The following is an 18,363-nucleotide window of genomic DNA, read 5'->3' as shown; positions in this document are numbered from 1 at the left end:
GGGTTTCCCCGGACACACAGAACATCTACAGAGGTAATCATGGCTATTGAACGTACTTTTTCCATCATCAAACCAAACGCGGTGGCAAAAAACGTTATTGGTAACATTTATGCTCGTTTTGAATCTGCAGGGTTTAAAATCGTTGGCGCAAAAATGCTGCACCTGACCGTTGAGCAGGCTCGTGGTTTCTACGCCGAGCACGACGGTAAGCCGTTCTTCGACGGTCTGGTGGAGTTCATGACTTCTGGCCCAATCGTTGTTTCCGTGCTGGAAAGCGAAAACGCAGTGCAGCGTCACCGTGACCTGCTGGGCGCAACTAACCCGGCTAACGCACTGGCTGGTACTCTGCGTGCAGACTACGCAGACAGCTTCACCGAAAACGGCACCCACGGTTCTGACTCCGTAGAATCCGCAGCCCGTGAAATCGCCTACTTCTTCGGCGAAGGCGAAGTGTGCCCACGCACACGTTGATATTTCTAAATCTGTAAGCGAATTTACACTTAATATCTTAGTTGTTCGCTTTCAGTCGTGGCATCTATGCCATAGAATTTGTACAATGCAACGCCCCCGGAAGAGCCTGCTCACCGGGGCGTTTCTTTTTCTAACCCTCCAGGGGCCATAACGTGTAACAACGAGGCCGGAAAACATTATGTCTGAAATGAACACGCCTGAAGCAACACCTGTTGTTGTTTCCAATAAAGCCGAAAAAATTAACCTGCTCGATCTCAACCGCCAGCAGCTGCGCGAGTTTTTCGCCGAGCTGGGTGAAAAACCTTTCCGTGCAGATCAGGTCATGAAGTGGATGTATCACTACTGCAGTGATGATTTCGACGAAATGACGGACATCAACAAGGTCCTGCGCAATAAGCTGAAAGAGATCGCCGAGATTCGTGCACCTGAAGTTGCTGAAGAGCAACGTTCTGCCGACGGTACCATCAAGTGGGCAATCAAAATTGCCGACCAGCTGGTGGAAACGGTGTATATCCCGGAGGAAGACCGCGCCACGCTGTGTGTTTCTTCTCAGGTTGGCTGTGCGCTGGAATGTAAATTCTGCTCAACCGCGCAGCAGGGCTTTAACCGTAACCTGCGCGTGTCTGAAATTATTGGTCAGGTCTGGCGCGCGGCGAAGATTATCGGTGCGCAGAAGAAAACCGGCGTGCGTCCTATCACCAACGTGGTGATGATGGGCATGGGCGAACCGCTGCTGAACCTGAACAACGTTGTTCCGGCAATGGAAATTATGCTCGACGACTTTGGCTTTGGTCTGTCCAAACGCCGCGTCACGCTTTCTACCTCTGGTGTGGTACCCGCACTGGATAAGCTCGGGGATATGATTGATGTCGCGCTGGCAATTTCGCTGCACGCGCCGACCGATGATATTCGCGATGAAATCATGCCGATCAACAAGAAGTACAACATCGAAACCTTCCTGGCGGCCGTTCGTCGTTACCTGGAGAAATCCAACGCCAACCAGGGCCGCGTCACGGTGGAATACGTTCTGCTGGATCACGTCAATGATGGTACCGAACATGCGCATCAGCTGGCTGAATGCCTGAAAGATACGCCATGCAAAATCAACCTGATTCCATGGAACCCGTTCCCGGGCGCACCATACGGCCGCAGCTCCAACAGCCGTATCGATCGTTTCTCTAAAGTGCTGATGAGCTATGGTTTCACCACCATTGTTCGCAAGACACGCGGCGACGATATCGACGCGGCATGTGGTCAGTTGGCGGGGGAAGTGATCGACCGTACCAAACGCACTATGCGTAAACGTATGCAGGGCGAACCTATTGCCGTAAAAGCTGTTTGATTGTAGATGGCGATTTGCCGCGCTGGGCGAGGGTGCCTGGCGCGGTATAAAAAACGGGCAAAAGTGCATGAACAGTCAATAACGTGGCCTAATACATCATTCAGCATAATAATTACGGTGCGTTTCTGGCGGCTTTAAGGCAGTATGTAGCGTCGCAACAACAGTTTAGTTGTGCCCATTTCGTAAAGTTAACGGACAGCCAGCCAAAGGCTGACTATGGTTAACTAACCGGCGAGTCCGGTAGCCCGTAAAAATGCCAGCTAGCGCTAACAGCATGGCGGGAATCGGGAATTTTTACTGAGGGCTAGCCTTCAGGTATCAGATTTGTTTCGCGGTGCGAGTCAATCTGACGTAGCGGAGACGCTGCGGTACAGGACTTGTGCCAAATTCTTTAATTTGAACAGTACCAGCAGTTGTAGCTAATGAATACTGAAGCCACTAACGAATCAAATGCAGCACAAACCACAGGCCAGCGTTTACGTAATGCACGTGAGCAAATGGGGCTCAGCCAGCAGGCTGTGGCCGAACGCCTGTGCCTGAAAGTTTCCACCGTCAGGGATATCGAAGACGACAAGGCGCCTGCCGAGCTGGCGTCTACTTTCCTGCGTGGCTATATCCGCTCTTATGCGCGACTGGTTCGTATTCCTGAAGAAGAGCTGTTGCCGATGATGGCGAAACAGGCACCGATTAAGGCAGCCAAAGTTGAGCCGATGCAAAGCTTCTCTCTTGGTAAGCGTCGTAAAAAGCGCGACGGCTGGCTGATGAGCTTTACCTGGCTGATTCTGTTCGTGGTGATTGGCCTGACCGGCGCATGGTGGTGGCAAAATCACAAAGCGCAGCAGGAAGAGCTGTCGACCATGGCCGATCAATCTTCCACCGAACTTTCAACCAGCGGCGGCCAGTCTGTGCCGCTGAACACCGGCAGTGATACGCCTGCCGATGCAACATCTACTACATCAACACCTGCGCAACCTGTTGAACTGCCTACGCCAGTGGAGAACACCGCTTCTTCTTCTGCGCCAGCTCAGCAAAACGCTACTGCGAATGCGGCTCAGCAATCTGCCGTTGTGGCGCCAAGCCAGGCACCTGTTGATAACGCCCAGACAACGCCAGCCCCAACCGCAGGCCAACTGCCAACCGATCAGGCTGGCGTGAATCAGACTGCGGATGCCTCTCAGGGGCTGTCTATGCACTTCACCGCTGACTGCTGGCTGGAAGTGACTGACGCCAGCGGCAAAAAGCTGTTTAGCGGCCTGCAGCGCAAAGATGCGAAGCTCGATTTAGCGGGTAAAGCGCCTTATAAACTGAAAATTGGCGCACCGTCAGCAGTACAGGTTCAATATCAGGGCAAACCTGTGGACCTGAGTCGCTTTATCAGAACTAACCAGGTTGCACGTCTCACTGTCGGTGCTGAATAATCAGCGCCAGTTCAGACGCGTAATTGTGGAGATTTACCATGCATAATGCCGCACCCATCCAACGTCGCAAATCCAAGCGGATCTACGTCGGTAATGTGCCAATCGGCGATGGTGCCCCTATCGCCGTTCAGTCGATGACCAATACGCGCACCACCGATGTGGAAGCCACGGTTAATCAAATCAAAGCATTAGAACGCGTGGGTGCCGACATCGTTCGTGTATCCGTGCCGACAATGGACGCCGCAGAGGCGTTTAAGCTTATCAAGCAGCAGGTCAGCGTCCCGCTGGTCGCCGATATTCACTTCGATTACCGTATTGCGCTTAAAGTCGCAGAGTACGGCGTTGATTGCCTGCGTATTAACCCCGGCAACATCGGCAACGAAGAGCGTATTCGCTCGGTGGTTGACTGCGCACGCGATAAAAACATTCCTATCCGTATCGGCGTGAATGCCGGTTCTCTGGAAAAAGATCTGCAGGAAAAATACGGCGAGCCGACGCCTCAGGCGCTGCTCGAATCCGCCATGCGCCACGTCGATCATCTGGATCGTCTCAACTTCGATCAGTTTAAGGTGAGCGTAAAAGCGTCAGACGTATTCCTGGCCGTTGAGTCTTATCGCCTGCTGGCAAAACAGATCGATCAGCCGCTGCACCTCGGGATCACCGAAGCGGGCGGCGCGCGAGCGGGTTCTGTCAAATCCGCTATCGGCCTCGGTCTGCTGCTCTCTGAAGGGATCGGTGACACGCTGCGCATTTCCCTGGCGGCAGATCCGGTGGAAGAGATCAAAGTGGGCTTCGACATCCTTAAGTCGCTGCGCATTCGCTCCCGTGGGATCAACTTTATCGCCTGTCCAACTTGCTCACGTCAGGAGTTTGACGTTATCGGGACGGTAAACGCCCTGGAGCAGCGCCTGGAAGACATTATCACCCCGATGGACGTTTCCATTATCGGCTGCGTGGTGAATGGCCCGGGTGAAGCGCTGGTTTCCACGCTTGGGGTGACCGGCGGCAATAAAAAAAGTGGTTTCTACGAAGATGGCGTCCGCCAGCGAGATCGTATGGACAACGACGACATGATTGCGCAGCTTGAAGCGCGTATTCGTGCCAAAGCCAGCATGCTGGATGAAAAACAGCGTATTGATATCCAACAGCTGGAAAAATAATGCGAAGCATGGGAAGCACAGGGCTTCCCGTGTATGATTGAGCCCGCACGGCCGTTTACCTGAGTAAGTGGCCTGATTTCGGGTTCATTTTTTGTATATAAAGCAGAGAACAAACGTGGCAAAAAATATTCAAGCCATTCGCGGCATGAACGATTACCTGCCGGGCGAAACCGCCATCTGGCAGCGTATTGAAGGCATTCTTAAGCAGGTGCTCGCGAGCTACGGTTACAGCGAAATCCGTTTGCCGATTGTAGAGCAGACCCCGTTATTCAAACGCGCTATCGGTGAAGTCACCGACGTGGTTGAAAAAGAGATGTATACCTTTGAGGATCGCAACGGCGACAGCCTGACCCTGCGTCCTGAGGGCACCGCGGGCTGCGTGCGTGCCGGTATCGAACATGGTCTTCTGTACAATCAGGAACAGCGTTTGTGGTACATCGGGCCGATGTTCCGCCACGAACGGCCTCAGAAAGGGCGTTACCGCCAGTTTAATCAGCTGGGTGTGGAAGTGTTTGGCCTGAACGGTCCGGATATCGACGCCGAGCTTATCATGCTGACCGCTCGCTGGTGGCGCGCGCTGGGTATTGACCAGCACGTCAGCCTGGAGCTGAACTCCATCGGTTCTCTGGAAGCGCGCGCTAACTACCGTGATGCGCTGGTTGCTTTCCTGGAACAGCATAAAGAGAAGCTGGACGAAGACTGCAAACGCCGCATGTACAGCAACCCGCTGCGCGTGCTGGACTCCAAAAATCAGGACGTTCAGGCTCTGCTGAACGACGCGCCTCAGCTGGGCGATTACCTGGATGAACAGTCCCGCGAGCATTTCGCCGGTCTGTGCCAGTTCCTGGATGCGGCAGGCATTGCTTACACCGTTAACCAGCGCCTGGTTCGCGGCCTGGATTACTACAACCGCACCGTGTTTGAGTGGGTGACCAATAGCCTGGGCTCTCAGGGTACCGTGTGTGCCGGTGGCCGCTACGATGGTCTGGTGGAGCAGCTTGGCGGGCGCGCGGCGCCAGCGGTTGGCTTTGCCATGGGCCTCGAACGCCTTGTTTTACTGGTTCAGGCGATTAATCCTGAATTTAAAGCAGAATCCGTTGTCGATATGTACCTGATATCTTCAGGTCAGGGAACGCAGGGCGCGGCAATGCTGCTGGCTGAAAAGCTACGTGACCAGGTGCCGGCCCTGAAATTGATGACTAACTACGGCGGCGGTAACTTCAAGAAGCAGTTCGTTCGTGCCGACAAGTGGGGCGCTCGCGTTGCACTGGTGCTGGGCGAAGATGAAGTCGCTAAAGGCGAAGTCGTGGTTAAGAATTTACGCACAGGTGAGCAACAAAACGTCGCGCAAGCCGACGCTGCCGCCCATCTGCAGGCGTTACTGGGTTAATTACCCGGTGATTATTCGTTAAGGAGAAGGACTGCGTGGAAGTTTACGAGAACGAAAACGATCAGATGGAAGCGGTTAAACGCTTCTTTGCGGAAAACGGCAAAGCGCTGGTAGTCGGGGTTGTGCTGGGTATCGGCGCTCTGGTGGGCTGGCGTTACTGGAACGGTCACCAGGACGACTCCATGCGTGAAGCCTCCCTGGCTTACCAGAATGTGACCAGCGCGGTGAAAGCAGACCAGCCGCAAACGCTGGAAGCGGTCGAGAAATTTGCCGCTGATAACAAAAACACCTACGGCGCGCTGGCGGCGTTAGAGCTGGCGCAGCAGTTCGTGGATAAAAACGAGCTGGATAAAGCGGCAACGCAGCTGCAAAACGGCCTTAGCAGCACCAAAGATGCGAACATGCAGGCGCTGATCAATCTGCGTCTGGCTCGCATTCAGATTCAGCAGAAACAGGCTGATGCCGCGCTGAAAACCCTGAATAGCGTAAAAGGCGAAGGCTGGGTAGCGATGGTTGCCGACCTGCGCGGCGAAGCGCTGCTCAGTAAAGGGGATAAGCAGGGCGCTCGTGATGCGTGGAGCAAAGGTTCACAGACCAATGCTTCTCCGGCCCTGCGTGAAATGATGCAGATGAAAATCAATAATTTGTCCAGCTAAGAGGGACCCGATGCAATTGCGTAAACTATTTGTGCCTGGGCTGCTCTCCTTGACGCTGCTCAGCGGCTGCTCCCTGTTCAGCGGCGAAGAAGATGTGGTTAAAATGTCCCCGCTGCCAACGGTGGAAAATCAGTTCACTCCGGCAAAAGCGTGGAGCACGTCCGTGGGTGATGGAATCGGTGATTTCTACTCTAACCTGCATCCGGCGTGGCAGGGCAGCACCATTTATGCTGCTGACCGTCGCGGTACCGTGAAAGCGCTGAATGCGGATGACGGCAAAGAAGAGTGGAAGGTCGATCTCTCTGAGAAAACCGGCTTCTTCTCCAGCAATATTCCTGCTCTGCTGTCCGGCGGCCTGACCGTTGACGGCGGCCACGTTTATGTTGGCACCGAAAAAGCGAAAGTCTTCGCCCTGAACACCTCCGACGGCAGCATCGCCTGGCAGGCAAAAGTGGCTGGCGAAGCGCTGTCTCGCCCGGTTGTGAGCGACGGCGTGGTGCTGATTCATACCAGCAACGGTATGCTGCAGGCGCTGAACGAAGCTGACGGCGCGGTAAAATGGAGCGTTAACCTCGATATGCCTGCGCTGTCCCTGCGCGGTGAATCGGCTCCGGCCACCGCCTTTGGTGCCGCTATTGTCGGCGGAGATAACGGCCGCGTAAGCGCCGTGCTGATGCAGCAGGGCCAGCTTATCTGGCAGCAGCGTATCTCCCAGGCGACTGGCGCGACAGAAATTGACCGCCTGAGCGACGTGGATACTACGCCGGTTATCGTGAATGGCGTGGTTTATGCTCTGGCTTACAACGGCAACCTGACGGCGCTGGATCTGCGTTCCGGCCAGATCATGTGGAAACGTGAGATGGGCTCGGTGAACGACTTCATCGTGGACGGGAACCGCATTTACCTGGTGGATCAGAATGACCGCGTTGTTGCGCTGAACGTAGACGGCGGCGTAACGCTGTGGACGCAAAGCGATCTGCTGCACCGCAACCTGACCGCGCCAGTGCTGTACAATGGCTACCTGGTCGTTGGCGACAGCGAAGGCTACATGCACTGGATCAACAACGATGATGGGCGCTTTGTTGCCCAGCAGAAAGTGGACAGCTCCGGCTTCCAGACGACGCCAGTGGTTGCCAGCGACAAACTGCTTATCCAGGCAAAAGACGGCACGCTGTACGCCATCAAACGCTAAACTTGTCGGATAATCGTCACGTTTGAAACGGTTCCCGTAGTTCGGGAGCCGTTTTGGCTTTTTAAAAACAGCCGAAAATTGACGCTGTTTTATTAATAAATTTTGAGTAATGAGGCTTTTATAATGGTACCTGTGGTCGCGCTTGTTGGGCGCCCTAACGTCGGTAAATCGACCCTGTTTAACCGCTTAACGCGTACCCGCGATGCGCTGGTTGCGGATTTTCCGGGGCTGACTCGCGATCGCAAGTACGGTCGTGCGGAAGTCGAAGGCCGCGAGTTTATCTGTATTGATACCGGCGGTATCGATGGCACGGAAGACGGTGTGGAAACGCGCATGGCCGAGCAGTCGCTGCTGGCGATTGAAGAGGCGGATGTTGTGCTGTTCATGGTGGATGCACGTGCGGGCCTGATGCCTGCCGATGAAGCCATCGCTCAGCACCTGCGCTCCCGCCAGAAGCCAACTTTCCTGGTAGCGAACAAGACCGACGGTCTTGACCCGGACCAGGCGGTGATTGACTTCTACTCTCTGGGCCTCGGCGAAATCCACCCGATTGCGGCTTCCCATGGCCGCGGTGTGACCAGCCTGCTGGAACACGTTCTGGTGCCGTGGATGGACGATATCGACCCGCGCGAACAGCCGGCAGAGATGGACGAGGACGAAGCCTACTGGGCCGCGTTTAACGCCAAAAACGGCATTGTGTCCGATGACGAAGAGTTTGAGGAAGAAGAGGAAGAAGAAGCCTTCAATCCTCAGGATCTGCCTATCAAGCTCGCTATCGTTGGCCGTCCTAACGTAGGTAAGTCTACGCTAACTAACCGTATCCTCGGCGAAGAACGCGTTGTCGTTTATGACATGCCGGGCACCACCCGCGACAGCATCTATATCCCGATGGAGCGTGACGAGCGTGAATTCGTGCTGATTGATACTGCGGGCGTGCGTAAGCGCGGGAAAATTACTGACACGGTAGAAAAATTCTCGGTAATCAAAACTCTGCAAGCGATCGAAGATGCGAACGTTGTGCTGCTGGTTATCGATGCCCGCGAAGGCATTTCCGATCAGGATCTCTCGCTGCTGGGCTTCATCCTGAATAGTGGGCGCTCACTGGTTATCGTGGTCAACAAGTGGGATGGCCTGAGCAACGAAGTTCGCGAGCAGGTAAAAGAGACGCTGGACTACCGTCTGGGCTTTATCGACTTCGCCCGTGTGCACTTCATCTCCGCTTTGCACGGCAGCGGCGTAGGTAACCTGTTCGAATCCGTGCGTGAAGCCTACGACAGCTCCACGCGTCGCGTAAGCACCGCGCTGCTGACCCGCATCATGAACATGGCTGCAGAAGACCATCAGCCACCGCTGGTGCGTGGCCGTCGCGTTAAGCTGAAATACGCGCACGCCGGTGGCTATAACCCGCCAATCGTGGTGATTCACGGTAACCAGGTAAAAGACCTGCCGGACTCCTACAAGCGTTATCTGATGAACTACTTCCGCAAATCGCTGGACGTGATGGGGACGCCAATCCGCATTCAGTTCAAGGAAGGGGAAAACCCGTTTGCCGGGAAACGTAACACCCTGACGCCGAACCAGATGCGTAAGCGTAAGCGTCTCATCAAGCACATCAAGAAAAGTAAGTAATTCGGACGGGAGCATTAAGCTCCCGTTTTACTATATGGAGATACCACATGGAACTGAATTGCCCGGCGTGTAAAAGCGAACTGAAACAAACGGACGATGGGGCACACTGCGATGCCTGCGGGAAGGACTTCCGCCTCGAAGCGCTTTGCCCGGACTGCCATAAGCCGCTGCAGGTGTTGAAAGCGTGTGGCGCGGTGGATTATTTCTGCCAGAACGGCCACGGGCTGATTTCTAAAAAGCGCGTGGAATTTATTCCCGCCGCGCTCTGAGTGGCCTATTCATTTTTCGCCGCGGGCTTGCGCTTCCGCGGTGCTTTCACCGGTTTAATGCCCGTGACCTGACTCTCGACCCAGCCATCATCCAGACGCGTGGTTAGCGTGTCCCCAGACTTCACCTGTTTGGTTTTCTTCAGCACTTTGCCGTCTTCGGCGGTGGTCACGCTGTAGCCGCGCGCGAGCGTCGCCAGCGGGCTGACGGCTTCCAGCTGGGCGAGCGCGGTGCCAAAGCGTTGTTTCGTCTGGCTAAGCTGAGCGCTTACTAACTGCGACAGGCGGTATTCCAGCTGCTGTAAGCGAGACTGGGCGCGGTGAATGCGGGGCTGAGGCTGCTGCTGGTTCAGGCGCTGGCTAAGGCGCAGCTGCTGCTGACTCGCCCGGCGCATTTTGCCGTCCATTGCCACGGTCAGACGCTGGCGCAGGCGCTCAAGCGTGGTTTGCTGGCGGGCTAAACGTAGCTGAGGATGCTGCTGCTGCAGGCGGTGGTGTAGCTGGGTAAACCGCCGTGAGCGCTGGGCGAGGTAATAGTCCATCGCCATTTCCATACGCTGCTGCTGGGACTGGATTTGGCGCAGTAACTCCGTCTGATTACGGCTGACGATTTCTGCTGCGGCGGACGGCGTCGGCGCACGTAGATCAGCGACAAAATCGGCGATCGTGACGTCAGTTTCATGCCCTACGGCACTAACAACGGGGATCTTGCTTGCGAAAATTGCCCGCGCAACCCGCTCATCGTTAAAGCTCCACAGGTCTTCCAGCGAGCCGCCGCCGCGCCCGACAATCAGCACGTCACATTCGTTACGCAGGTTGGCTAACTCAATGGCGCGCACAATCTGCAGCGGGGCGTCTGCGCCCTGAACGGCGGTCGGGTAGATGATTGCCGGCAGCGACGGATCGCGGCGCTGTAATACATGCAGCACGTCATGCAGGGCCGCACCAGTTTTAGAGGTAATCACGCCGACCTGGCGAGCCGGAGCGGGCAGGGGCTGCTTGTGCAACGGGTCGAAAAGCCCTTCGGCGCTCAGCTTCTGTTTCAACTGCTCGTACTGCTGCTGCAACAGCCCTTCACCGGCGGGCTGCATGCTTTCGACAATGATCTGGTAGTCGCCGCGCGGTTCGTAAAGCGTGATGTTAGCGCGCACTAACACCTGCTGGCCGTGCTGCGGGCGGAAGGTCACGCGGCGGTTGCTGTTGCGGAACATCGCGCAGCGCACCTGGGCGGTATCGTCCTTTAGCGTGAAGTACCAGTGGCCCGATGAAGGCTGGCTTAAGTTAGAGATTTCACCGCTGATCCAGACCTGCCCCATTTCCTGCTCAAGCAGCAAACGCACCGTCTGATTCAGGCGAGAAACGGTAAAAATTGAGGGGGAATTTTGTGTCGACATGTGAGCTGGATCAAATTCTAAATCAGCAGGTTATTAGGTCGATACTACCTTCCGTTTCGCTATTAGCAAGGAGTTTTGCGAAAAAAGTGTGGATGCAATCGCTTACGCTCTGTATAATGCCGCGGCAATATTTTATCTGTTCTCATTCACCCCCAGGTTGAGATATTGCCATGCTACGTATCGCTAAAGAAGCACTGACGTTTGACGACGTTCTCCTCGTTCCCGCTCATTCCACCGTTCTGCCGAACACGGCCGACCTCAGCACTCAGCTGACCAAAACTATTCGTCTGAATATCCCTATGCTGTCCGCAGCGATGGATACCGTGACGGAAGCGCGTCTGGCTATCGCTCTGGCGCAGGAAGGTGGCCTTGGTTTCATTCACAAAAACATGTCCATTGAGCGCCAGGCTGAAGAAGTTAAGCGCGTGAAGAAACACGAAAGTGGCGTGGTTACTGACCCGCAAACCGTGCTGCCAACCACCACCCTGCGTGAAGTGAAAGAATTAACCGAGCGTAACGGCTTTGCCGGCTACCCGGTCGTCACCGAAGACAACGAGCTGGTGGGTATCATCACCGGTCGTGACGTGCGCTTTGTGACCGACCTGGCCCAGCCAGTTAGCGTGTACATGACCCCGAAAGAGCGTCTGGTTACCGTGAAAGAGGGCGAAGCGCGCGACGTCGTGCTGTCTAAAATGCACGAAAAACGCGTTGAGAAAGCGCTGGTTGTAGACGCTGGCTTCCACCTGCGCGGCATGATCACCGTAAAAGACTTCCAGAAAGCAGAGCGTAAACCTAACGCCTGTAAAGATGAGCAGGGCCGTCTGCGCGTTGGGGCTGCGGTTGGCGCAGGCGCAGGCAACGAAGAGCGCGTTGACGCGCTGGTCGCTGCTGGCGTTGATATTCTGCTGATTGACTCCTCTCACGGCCACTCCGAAGGCGTTCTGCAACGTATTCGTGAAACCCGTGCTAAATATCCTGACCTGCAAATCATCGGCGGTAACGTAGCAACCGCCGCTGGTGCTCGCGCCCTGGCCGAAGCTGGCTGTAGCGCGGTGAAGGTTGGGATCGGTCCTGGCTCCATCTGTACCACTCGTATTGTTACCGGCGTAGGTGTACCGCAGATCACCGCCGTGGCTGACGCGGTTGAAGCGCTGGAAGGCACCGGTATTCCGGTTATCGCTGACGGCGGTATCCGCTTCTCCGGTGACATCGCGAAAGCCATCGCCGCTGGCGCAGCTGCCGTAATGGTTGGCGGTATGCTGGCAGGTACCGAAGAGTCTCCGGGCGAAATCGAACTGTACCAGGGCCGTGCGTTCAAATCCTACCGCGGCATGGGTTCTCTGGGCGCGATGTCCAAAGGCTCTTCTGACCGTTACTTCCAGACCGACAACGCTGCAGACAAACTGGTGCCGGAAGGTATCGAAGGTCGCGTAGCGTACAAAGGCCGTCTGAAAGAGATCGTTCACCAGCAGATGGGCGGCCTGCGTTCCTGCATGGGCCTGACCGGCTGTGGTACTATCGACCTGCTGCGCACCAAAGCAGAATTCGTACGTATCAGCGGCGCGGGCATCCAGGAAAGCCACGTTCATGACGTGACGATCACCAAAGAGTCCCCGAACTACCGTATGGGTTCTTAATCTTTATGCACCCGGCTTTATGCCGGGTGTTTTTGTTTTGTATCACTTGCCTCGGAATTAACGTCAATGACGGAAAACATTCATAAACATCGCATTTTGATCCTCGACTTCGGCTCTCAGTACACTCAGCTGGTGGCGCGCCGCGTCCGTGAGCTGGGCGTTTACTGCGAACTGTGGGCCTGGGATGTTACCGAAGCTCAAATTCGTGAGTTCAACCCAAGCGGCATCATCCTTTCCGGCGGCCCGGAAAGCACTACCGAAGCAAACAGCCCGCGTGCACCTGAGTACGTGTTCGAAGCCGGTGTGCCGGTGTTCGGCGTTTGCTACGGCATGCAGACCATGGCCATGCAGCTGGGCGGCCACGTTGAAAGCTCTACCGAGCGTGAATTCGGCTACGCGCAGGTAGAAGTGAAAACCGACAGCGCGCTGGTTCGCGGCATCGAAGACTCCCTGAGCGCAGCCGGTCAACCGCTGCTGGACGTCTGGATGAGCCACGGCGACAAAGTCACCGCCATCCCGTCTGACTTCGTGACCGTTGCCAGCACCGAAACCTGCCCGTTTGCCATTATGGCCAACGAAGAAAAACGCTTCTACGGCGTGCAGTTCCACCCGGAAGTGACCCACACCCGTCAGGGCCAGCGTCTGCTGGAGCGTTTTGTGCTGGAAATCTGCGGCTGTGAAGCGCTGTGGACCCCGGCAAAAATCATCGAAGATGCTATCGTTCGCATCCGCGAGCAGGTGGGTGATGACAAGGTTATCCTCGGCCTGTCCGGCGGCGTTGACTCCTCCGTGACCGCGATGCTGCTGCACCGCGCCATCGGCAAAAACCTGACCTGCGTGTTCGTGGACAACGGCCTGCTGCGCCTGAACGAAGCCCAGCAGGTGATGGACATGTTCGGCGACCACTTCGGCCTGAACATCGTTCACGTTGAAGGCGAAAACCGCTTCCTGAGCGCGCTGGCGGGCGAAAACGACCCGGAAGCCAAGCGTAAGATAATCGGCCGCGTGTTCGTGGAAGTGTTCGACGAAGAAGCGCTGAAGCTGGAAGACGTTAAATGGCTGGCGCAGGGCACCATCTACCCTGACGTTATCGAGTCTGCGGCCTCCGCGACCGGGAAAGCACACGTCATCAAATCTCACCACAACGTGGGCGGCCTGCCGAAAGAGATGAAGATGGGCCTGGTTGAGCCGCTGCGCGAGCTGTTCAAAGACGAAGTGCGTAAGATCGGTCTCGAGCTGGGCCTGCCGTACGACATGCTTTACCGCCACCCGTTCCCAGGCCCAGGCCTTGGCGTTCGCGTGCTGGGCGAAGTGAAGAAAGAGTACTGCGACCTGCTGCGCCGCGCCGACGCTATCTTCATCGAAGAGCTGCACAAAGCCGACCTGTACAACAAAGTGAGCCAGGCGTTCACCGTGTTCCTGCCGGTCCGTTCCGTGGGCGTAATGGGCGATGGCCGCAAGTACGACTGGGTTGTTTCCCTGCGTGCGGTAGAAACCATCGACTTCATGACCGCACACTGGGCGCACCTGCCGTATGACTTCCTCGGCCGCGTGTCCAACCGCATCATCAACGAAGTGAACGGCATCTCCCGCGTGGTTTACGATATCTCCGGCAAGCCGCCGGCGACGATTGAGTGGGAATGATCCCACGTCCGGTATAGACCGGCACCAAAGAGCATTAAAACACCCATAAGCCCGCGTAATTGCGGGCTTATTTCGTTCTTGGCATAGCACTGTCTGGCAAATTTTCGCATCGCCAAGCACCCCGTTTCTATGGCATGGTAGATGGTACGATTTGAACCCGATGCCATGTTCGGTACTCGATACCATGCCGCCTCTGATGGGGGGTTCATGGTATTGAATTTAGGTAACGCATTGTCCTTAAAGAAATTTTTTGAGGATTTGTGGGGCTTTTTGAGCATGGTATTTTTGAAAGGAAACCGAACCCGACCATGCTGACTGATACCAAGCTGCGCAACCTCAAGCCAAAGGACAAACTCTACAAAGTGAATGACCGTGACGGCCTCTACGTGGCCATCACGCCAGCGGGTTCGATTTCATTCCGCTACAACTACTCGATCCACGGCAGGCAGGAGACAATCACCTTCGGCCGCTACGGTGTCGGAGGGATCACGCTAGCGGAAGCACGCGAACGGCTGGGTGAAGCCAAGAAGATGATCGCCGCAGGGAAATCTCCAGCCAAGGAGAAGGCGCGGGACAAAGCACGCGTCAAGGATGCCGAGACATTCGGCGCGTGGGCCGAGAAGTGGCTGCGCGGCTATCAGATGGCAGAAAAGACTCGCGATATGCGTCGAGCCACGTTCGAGCGCGAGCTTAAGCCGAAGTTCGGCAACCAGAAACTGACAGAAATCACCCATGAAGATTTACGGGCGCTGGCTGATGCCATCGTGGAGCGCGGGGCACCGGCAACGGCCGTGCTTTGCCGCGAAATCGTGATGCAGGTCTTTCGGTGGGCCATCGAACGCGGCCAGAAGGTCGAAAACCCGGCCGATTTGGTGCGCCCCTCGACCATCGCCAAGTTCGAGCCGCGAGATCGAGCGCTGACGCCCGATGAAATCGCCTTGATGTACCAGTACATGGAGCGCATCGGCACCACACCTTCGATCCGTGCGGCCGCCAAGCTGCTGTTGCTGACGATGGTACGCAAGAGCGAACTGACCAACGCAACGTGGAGCGAAATCAATTTCACCGACGCGCTCTGGACAATCCCCAAGGAGCGGATGAAGCGCCGCAATCCCCATCTGGTGTTCCTGTCGAGGCAGACGCTGGACATTTTCATAGCCCTGAAAACGTTCGCGGGCGGCTCGGAGTACGTTCTGCCATCGCGCTATGACTCGGATTTGCCGATGAGCAGCGCCACGCTCAATCAGGTGCTCACGCTGACCTATCGTCTGGCGCAGAAAGAAGGGCAGTCGCTTGGCAAGTTCGGACCGCACGACTTGCGGCGTACGGCCAGCACGCTGCTGCATGAGGCGGGCTATAACACTGATTGGATTGAGAAGTGCCTCGCGCACGAACAGAAGGGCGTTCGCGCCGTCTACAACAAGGCCGAGTACCGAGATCAGCGCCGGGCGATGCTCCAAGATTGGGCGGACATGATAGACGAGTGGACGCTCAGGAAACGCGGGCCGATAGAGTGATCTCAATGTGATGTTTATTGGTTATTTCAGTTGACGTAGGAAATAGGATGGGAAGCCGCTACACGTCGGAAGTTCGCGGAACGGGTCGGGGATGGAGCTAAGAGCCTTTGATACGGCTTGGCGACTGACGCGCAGCATTCTAGAAATCTCAGACTGACTTACGCCATATCGCTGAAGCATCACTATTCGCTTTTTCTGATCCGTGAATTTCATGTCTGCCATCCGCCTTGCGTGATGGCGCAATTCTGCTTCGTCAGCTGGTTGAAGGCCGTATTTGCGGACATAGTGATAGATGTAGCTGTCTATCAGTGGATCGTCGGATTTTGCCAAAGGCGTTCGGAGATTCGCGGATTGAAGGCTGAGCCTTCTTAGTTCGAGATCGAACTGCGCCACGGATCGTTTCGCCTTGCTGTATGCTGGATTCCACGTTTTGCCATCCGGCAACAAGGGGCGGTGAGTCGCACAGTACAGGTTGCTCAGTCGTAGTTGATCATCTGCCCCACGCTTACCCTTCCCCTCTGCGAACGAAGCGAACTCAGCAAGATTGCCGCAAAATCTACAGTAGCTTTGTACGCGTTGATGATTCAGTCCGCGCACGTCTCTTTTTTTCGGTTGTTTGCGCTTACTTGCCCAAACCAACTCCATCATCGTTTCGAGCGTTGCGATAAATCGTTGGTCTCTTTCGGACTGTTTGTCCTCTGTCAGGACAAACGCTCGTAGCAACTGACGCTGTAATCGAACCATCGCGTCTGTCCCCACCAGTTTCATGATCTCGCTAAAGGGGACGCCCGTTCCTGCTCCGGGTATGTACCCAAGATAGCGCGAGGGAAGTGTTGCTGAATATGCGGCTACAGCCGGGTCAATGAGTTCCTCTATCAGTCGCGCAATTGGGTAACGCTTCGCTGATTCCGAGTAGGGCTGGCAGCGCTCCTGAAACCGTCCGATGGCGTCCGAGACTGTGGGGGCGCATCCCTCCCAGACGGTGATGATTGATCTATTTTTCATGTCAACCATTTTAGCCAACTATTCTATCGAAGCAATCTAATTTGACAGGCACGATCAGGCACAGATTTGAAAGTGACTGAGTGAGGCCGAAACATGCAAGCAACGAGGAGCAAGACGCTCATCAACAAGAAGACGCTGCTGGCGATGATCCCATTGTGTGAGCGCACGATTTACAACCTTGAGCAACGAGGAGAATTCCCCCGCCGCATCGCGCTCACCAGTCGAAATGTTGTGTGGGAATTGGCCGACGTCGAGGAATGGATTGAAGAACGTAAGTCGTCAGGCATCCAGGCTCGCCGCCCCGGAATGGGGGCCTGAATTGTGGTGACTGACTTACGGGCTGCGTTCAGGGGTCAACCGCCCGCACTGGACTTCACGCGGCATCGGCGGGGCCGCCCACATGAGTAGCCGAAATAGCGGTCTCAAGCCGATAGGCGCTGTAATAGGTGACTCTGGCGGACTGCTGGAACGCATCGAAAGTATCAGGAGGCGGAATGGTGAGAACACTACGGCCGCTGCTAACATCGTCGCGCCACAGATCGGCAAGCTGCTTAACGTAGCGGCCGACATTGCGTCTTTCCCGCCTGCGGACATAGTCTTTACCCATACCGTGCTGTGCCAAGTGGGGCTGCCCCGCGCCAAGGTCGAGGGACGCGAGTTCATGCGCCAGTCCGGGGCCGCGTGGGTGAACGTGCAGGCCGGTTATCTGGACGAAGGCAACGGGCCGGTGCTGCAACCGATCCCCTATGGTGTCATGCCCCGGCTTGCGCTGGCGTGGGTGTCTACCTTTGCCGTGCGCAACAAGGAGCGCGAAATCAGAATAGGCGACAGCGCGGCCGAGTTCTTGCGGTTGATGGGAATGGACGATGACGGCCGCCGCTATTCCACCCTGCGTCAACAGATGCACGCACTGGCCGCTTGCCGCCTGCAACTCGGCTTCAAGGGCCGCACCTACAACGGCCAGCCGGTCGAGCAGTTCGACGCATGGATAGCGAACCGGGACAACAAGCAACGGGCGCTGTGGCCGGGCACGATGGTGTTGTCCGAAGGATATTTCAACTCGCTGATCGACAGCGCCGTGCCGCTCGATAACCGCGCCTTGATGGCTCTGAAAGGCTCCGCGCTGGCGCTCGACGTCTACGCGTGGCTGGCCCACCGGCTGCACCGCATCGAGGGCAGGGGCGTTATTCTGCACTGGAAGTCGCTACGCGAGCAGTTCGCGCAGGAATACACCGGCAAGAATGCCAACAAGGACTTCAAGAAGAAGTTTGTTCCCGCCCTCAAGAAGGTGCTGGCCGTCTATCCGCAAGCCAAGGTGAAACAGGTCACGGGTGGCGTGCTGCTGGTCGGTTCCCCGCCGCCGATTCCTTACAAGGGCGGGCCAACCAAGTAGTGCTAACCCTTTGAGGTGTCCGGCAAACGTATTGTGAAATCGGCCCCCCTACATACCCCGGAGATTCCCGTGCAAAGCGTTGAGGTGCCGGTGTTTTTCTTTTTTGGAGTGTTCGCCAACCTGTCAGCTATGTGGATAGGAACCTATCTGGCCGGAACGGTGCACAACACTGTCGATAGCGGCACTTATCCACGTGAAATCGGGGGGGGGGGGGGGGGGGGGGGGGGGGGGGGGGGGGGGGGGGGGGGG

At 56.2% G+C, this 18,363-nt stretch carries 16 protein-coding genes; 14 read left to right on the top strand and 2 right to left on the bottom strand.

All coding sequences use genetic code 11. The features are described 5' to 3' along the window. The first annotated feature begins 39 nt into the window (after positions 1-39). The 9 genes from ndk to AAIE02_RS18015 all read left to right on the top strand — a co-directional run bounded on the left by ndk (position 40) and on the right by AAIE02_RS18015 (position 9,527). Entirely contained in the window at positions 40-471 is a 432-nt protein-coding gene (ndk, locus tag AAIE02_RS18055; RefSeq protein ID WP_039296136.1) for a nucleoside-diphosphate kinase, read from the top strand. Between the two features lie 178 nt (positions 472-649). After that, positions 650-1,813, top strand: a complete 1,164-nt coding sequence (gene rlmN / locus AAIE02_RS18050) for a dual-specificity RNA methyltransferase RlmN (RefSeq protein ID WP_008459410.1) — start codon at positions 650-652, stop codon at positions 1,811-1,813. Positions 1,814-2,235: 422 nt separating this feature from the next. Further along, positions 2,236-3,231, top strand: coding sequence for a cytoskeleton protein RodZ (gene rodZ / locus AAIE02_RS18045; RefSeq protein WP_166990476.1), 996 nt, complete (start codon positions 2,236-2,238; stop codon positions 3,229-3,231). A gap of 38 nt (positions 3,232-3,269) precedes the next feature. Then, a complete protein-coding gene (gene ispG / locus AAIE02_RS18040) occupies positions 3,270-4,391 on the top strand; it encodes a flavodoxin-dependent (E)-4-hydroxy-3-methylbut-2-enyl-diphosphate synthase (protein ID WP_008459408.1) in 1,122 nt (373 codons plus the stop codon). Positions 4,392-4,506: 115 nt separating this feature from the next. After that, entirely contained in the window at positions 4,507-5,781 is a 1,275-nt protein-coding gene (hisS, locus tag AAIE02_RS18035; RefSeq protein ID WP_336981949.1) for a histidine--tRNA ligase, read from the top strand. A gap of 35 nt (positions 5,782-5,816) precedes the next feature. Beyond that, a complete protein-coding gene (locus AAIE02_RS18030) occupies positions 5,817-6,437 on the top strand; it encodes a YfgM family protein (RefSeq protein WP_336981951.1) in 621 nt (206 codons plus the stop codon). A 10-nt stretch (positions 6,438-6,447) separates the two neighbouring features. After that, positions 6,448-7,629 (top strand): outer membrane protein assembly factor BamB, encoded by a 1,182-nt coding sequence (gene bamB, locus AAIE02_RS18025; RefSeq protein ID WP_166871687.1) that lies wholly within the window; start codon positions 6,448-6,450, stop codon positions 7,627-7,629. A 123-nt stretch (positions 7,630-7,752) separates the two neighbouring features. Further along, positions 7,753-9,258, top strand: a complete 1,506-nt coding sequence (gene der, locus AAIE02_RS18020) for a ribosome biogenesis GTPase Der (RefSeq protein ID WP_008459404.1) — start codon at positions 7,753-7,755, stop codon at positions 9,256-9,258. 47 nt (positions 9,259-9,305) lie between these two features. Next, the gene (locus AAIE02_RS18015) at positions 9,306-9,527 is read left to right on the top strand and encodes a zinc ribbon domain-containing protein (RefSeq protein WP_008459403.1); all 222 of its coding nucleotides are present in this window, start codon (positions 9,306-9,308) and stop codon (positions 9,525-9,527) included. A gap of 5 nt (positions 9,528-9,532) precedes the next feature. Here AAIE02_RS18015 and xseA read toward each other — a convergent pair whose 3' ends face one another. Further along, positions 9,533-10,918 carry an exodeoxyribonuclease VII large subunit gene (gene xseA, locus AAIE02_RS18010; RefSeq protein WP_336981954.1) on the bottom strand — a complete coding sequence of 462 codons (1,386 nt, stop codon included), beginning with the start codon at positions 10,916-10,918 and terminating at the stop codon, positions 9,533-9,535. Positions 10,919-11,088: 170 nt separating this feature from the next. Between xseA and guaB the strand changes: the two genes are divergently transcribed. The 3 genes from guaB (at position 11,089) to AAIE02_RS17995 (ending at position 15,716) form a co-directional block, all read left to right on the top strand. Beyond that, positions 11,089-12,555, top strand: a complete 1,467-nt coding sequence (gene guaB, locus AAIE02_RS18005; protein ID WP_008459401.1) for an IMP dehydrogenase — start codon at positions 11,089-11,091, stop codon at positions 12,553-12,555. Positions 12,556-12,621: 66 nt separating this feature from the next. After that, positions 12,622-14,199: a glutamine-hydrolyzing GMP synthase gene (gene guaA, locus AAIE02_RS18000; RefSeq protein WP_336981956.1), complete on the top strand. Its 1,578-nt coding sequence runs from the start codon at positions 12,622-12,624 to the stop codon at positions 14,197-14,199. A 308-nt stretch (positions 14,200-14,507) separates the two neighbouring features. Next, on the top strand, positions 14,508-15,716 hold the full coding sequence (locus tag AAIE02_RS17995; RefSeq protein ID WP_197791880.1) for a tyrosine-type recombinase/integrase: 1,209 nt from the start codon (positions 14,508-14,510) through the stop codon (positions 15,714-15,716). A gap of 21 nt (positions 15,717-15,737) precedes the next feature. Here the strand turns inward: AAIE02_RS17995 and AAIE02_RS17990 are convergent, their stop codons facing one another. Continuing rightward, positions 15,738-16,730 (bottom strand): LuxR family transcriptional regulator, encoded by a 993-nt coding sequence (locus AAIE02_RS17990; protein WP_197791879.1) that lies wholly within the window; start codon positions 16,728-16,730, stop codon positions 15,738-15,740. 84 nt (positions 16,731-16,814) lie between these two features. Between AAIE02_RS17990 and AAIE02_RS17985 the strand changes: the two genes are divergently transcribed. Both AAIE02_RS17985 and AAIE02_RS17980 read left to right on the top strand, forming a co-directional pair. Next, on the top strand, positions 16,815-17,039 hold the full coding sequence (locus AAIE02_RS17985) for a helix-turn-helix transcriptional regulator (protein ID WP_197791878.1): 225 nt from the start codon (positions 16,815-16,817) through the stop codon (positions 17,037-17,039). Between the two features lie 82 nt (positions 17,040-17,121). Then, on the top strand, positions 17,122-18,114 hold the full coding sequence (locus AAIE02_RS17980) for a replication protein RepA (RefSeq protein ID WP_350425057.1): 993 nt from the start codon (positions 17,122-17,124) through the stop codon (positions 18,112-18,114). The last annotated feature ends 249 nt before the right edge of the window (positions 18,115-18,363 follow it).

Source organism: Cedecea sp. Ae19-4 (assembly GCF_059801165.1).
The sequence above is the reverse complement of the archived record's forward strand: the minus strand, read 5'-3'. Positions and strand labels throughout refer to the sequence as shown.

Excerpts from the sequence above, each read along its gene's own strand:
- bamB (WP_166871687.1), top strand. The coding sequence starts at position 6,448 with ATGCAATTGCGTAAACTATTTGTGCCTGGGCTGCTCTCCTTGACGCTG.
- der (WP_008459404.1), top strand. The coding sequence starts at position 7,753 with ATGGTACCTGTGGTCGCGCTTGTTGGGCGCCCTAACGTCGGTAAATCG.
- ndk (WP_039296136.1), top strand. The coding sequence starts at position 40 with ATGGCTATTGAACGTACTTTTTCCATCATCAAACCAAACGCGGTGGCA.
- AAIE02_RS17985 (WP_197791878.1), top strand. The coding sequence starts at position 16,815 with ATGCAAGCAACGAGGAGCAAGACGCTCATCAACAAGAAGACGCTGCTG.
- AAIE02_RS17980 (WP_350425057.1), top strand. The coding sequence starts at position 17,122 with ATGAGTAGCCGAAATAGCGGTCTCAAGCCGATAGGCGCTGTAATAGGT.
- guaA (WP_336981956.1), top strand. The coding sequence starts at position 12,622 with ATGACGGAAAACATTCATAAACATCGCATTTTGATCCTCGACTTCGGC.
- AAIE02_RS18015 (WP_008459403.1), top strand. The coding sequence starts at position 9,306 with ATGGAACTGAATTGCCCGGCGTGTAAAAGCGAACTGAAACAAACGGAC.
- rlmN (WP_008459410.1), top strand. The coding sequence starts at position 650 with ATGTCTGAAATGAACACGCCTGAAGCAACACCTGTTGTTGTTTCCAAT.
- AAIE02_RS17995 (WP_197791880.1), top strand. The coding sequence starts at position 14,508 with ATGCTGACTGATACCAAGCTGCGCAACCTCAAGCCAAAGGACAAACTC.
- guaB (WP_008459401.1), top strand. The coding sequence starts at position 11,089 with ATGCTACGTATCGCTAAAGAAGCACTGACGTTTGACGACGTTCTCCTC.
- xseA (WP_336981954.1), bottom strand. The coding sequence starts at position 10,918 with ATGTCGACACAAAATTCCCCCTCAATTTTTACCGTTTCTCGCCTGAAT.
- AAIE02_RS17990 (WP_197791879.1), bottom strand. The coding sequence starts at position 16,730 with ATGGTTGACATGAAAAATAGATCAATCATCACCGTCTGGGAGGGATGC.
- rodZ (WP_166990476.1), top strand. The coding sequence starts at position 2,236 with ATGAATACTGAAGCCACTAACGAATCAAATGCAGCACAAACCACAGGC.
- ispG (WP_008459408.1), top strand. The coding sequence starts at position 3,270 with ATGCATAATGCCGCACCCATCCAACGTCGCAAATCCAAGCGGATCTAC.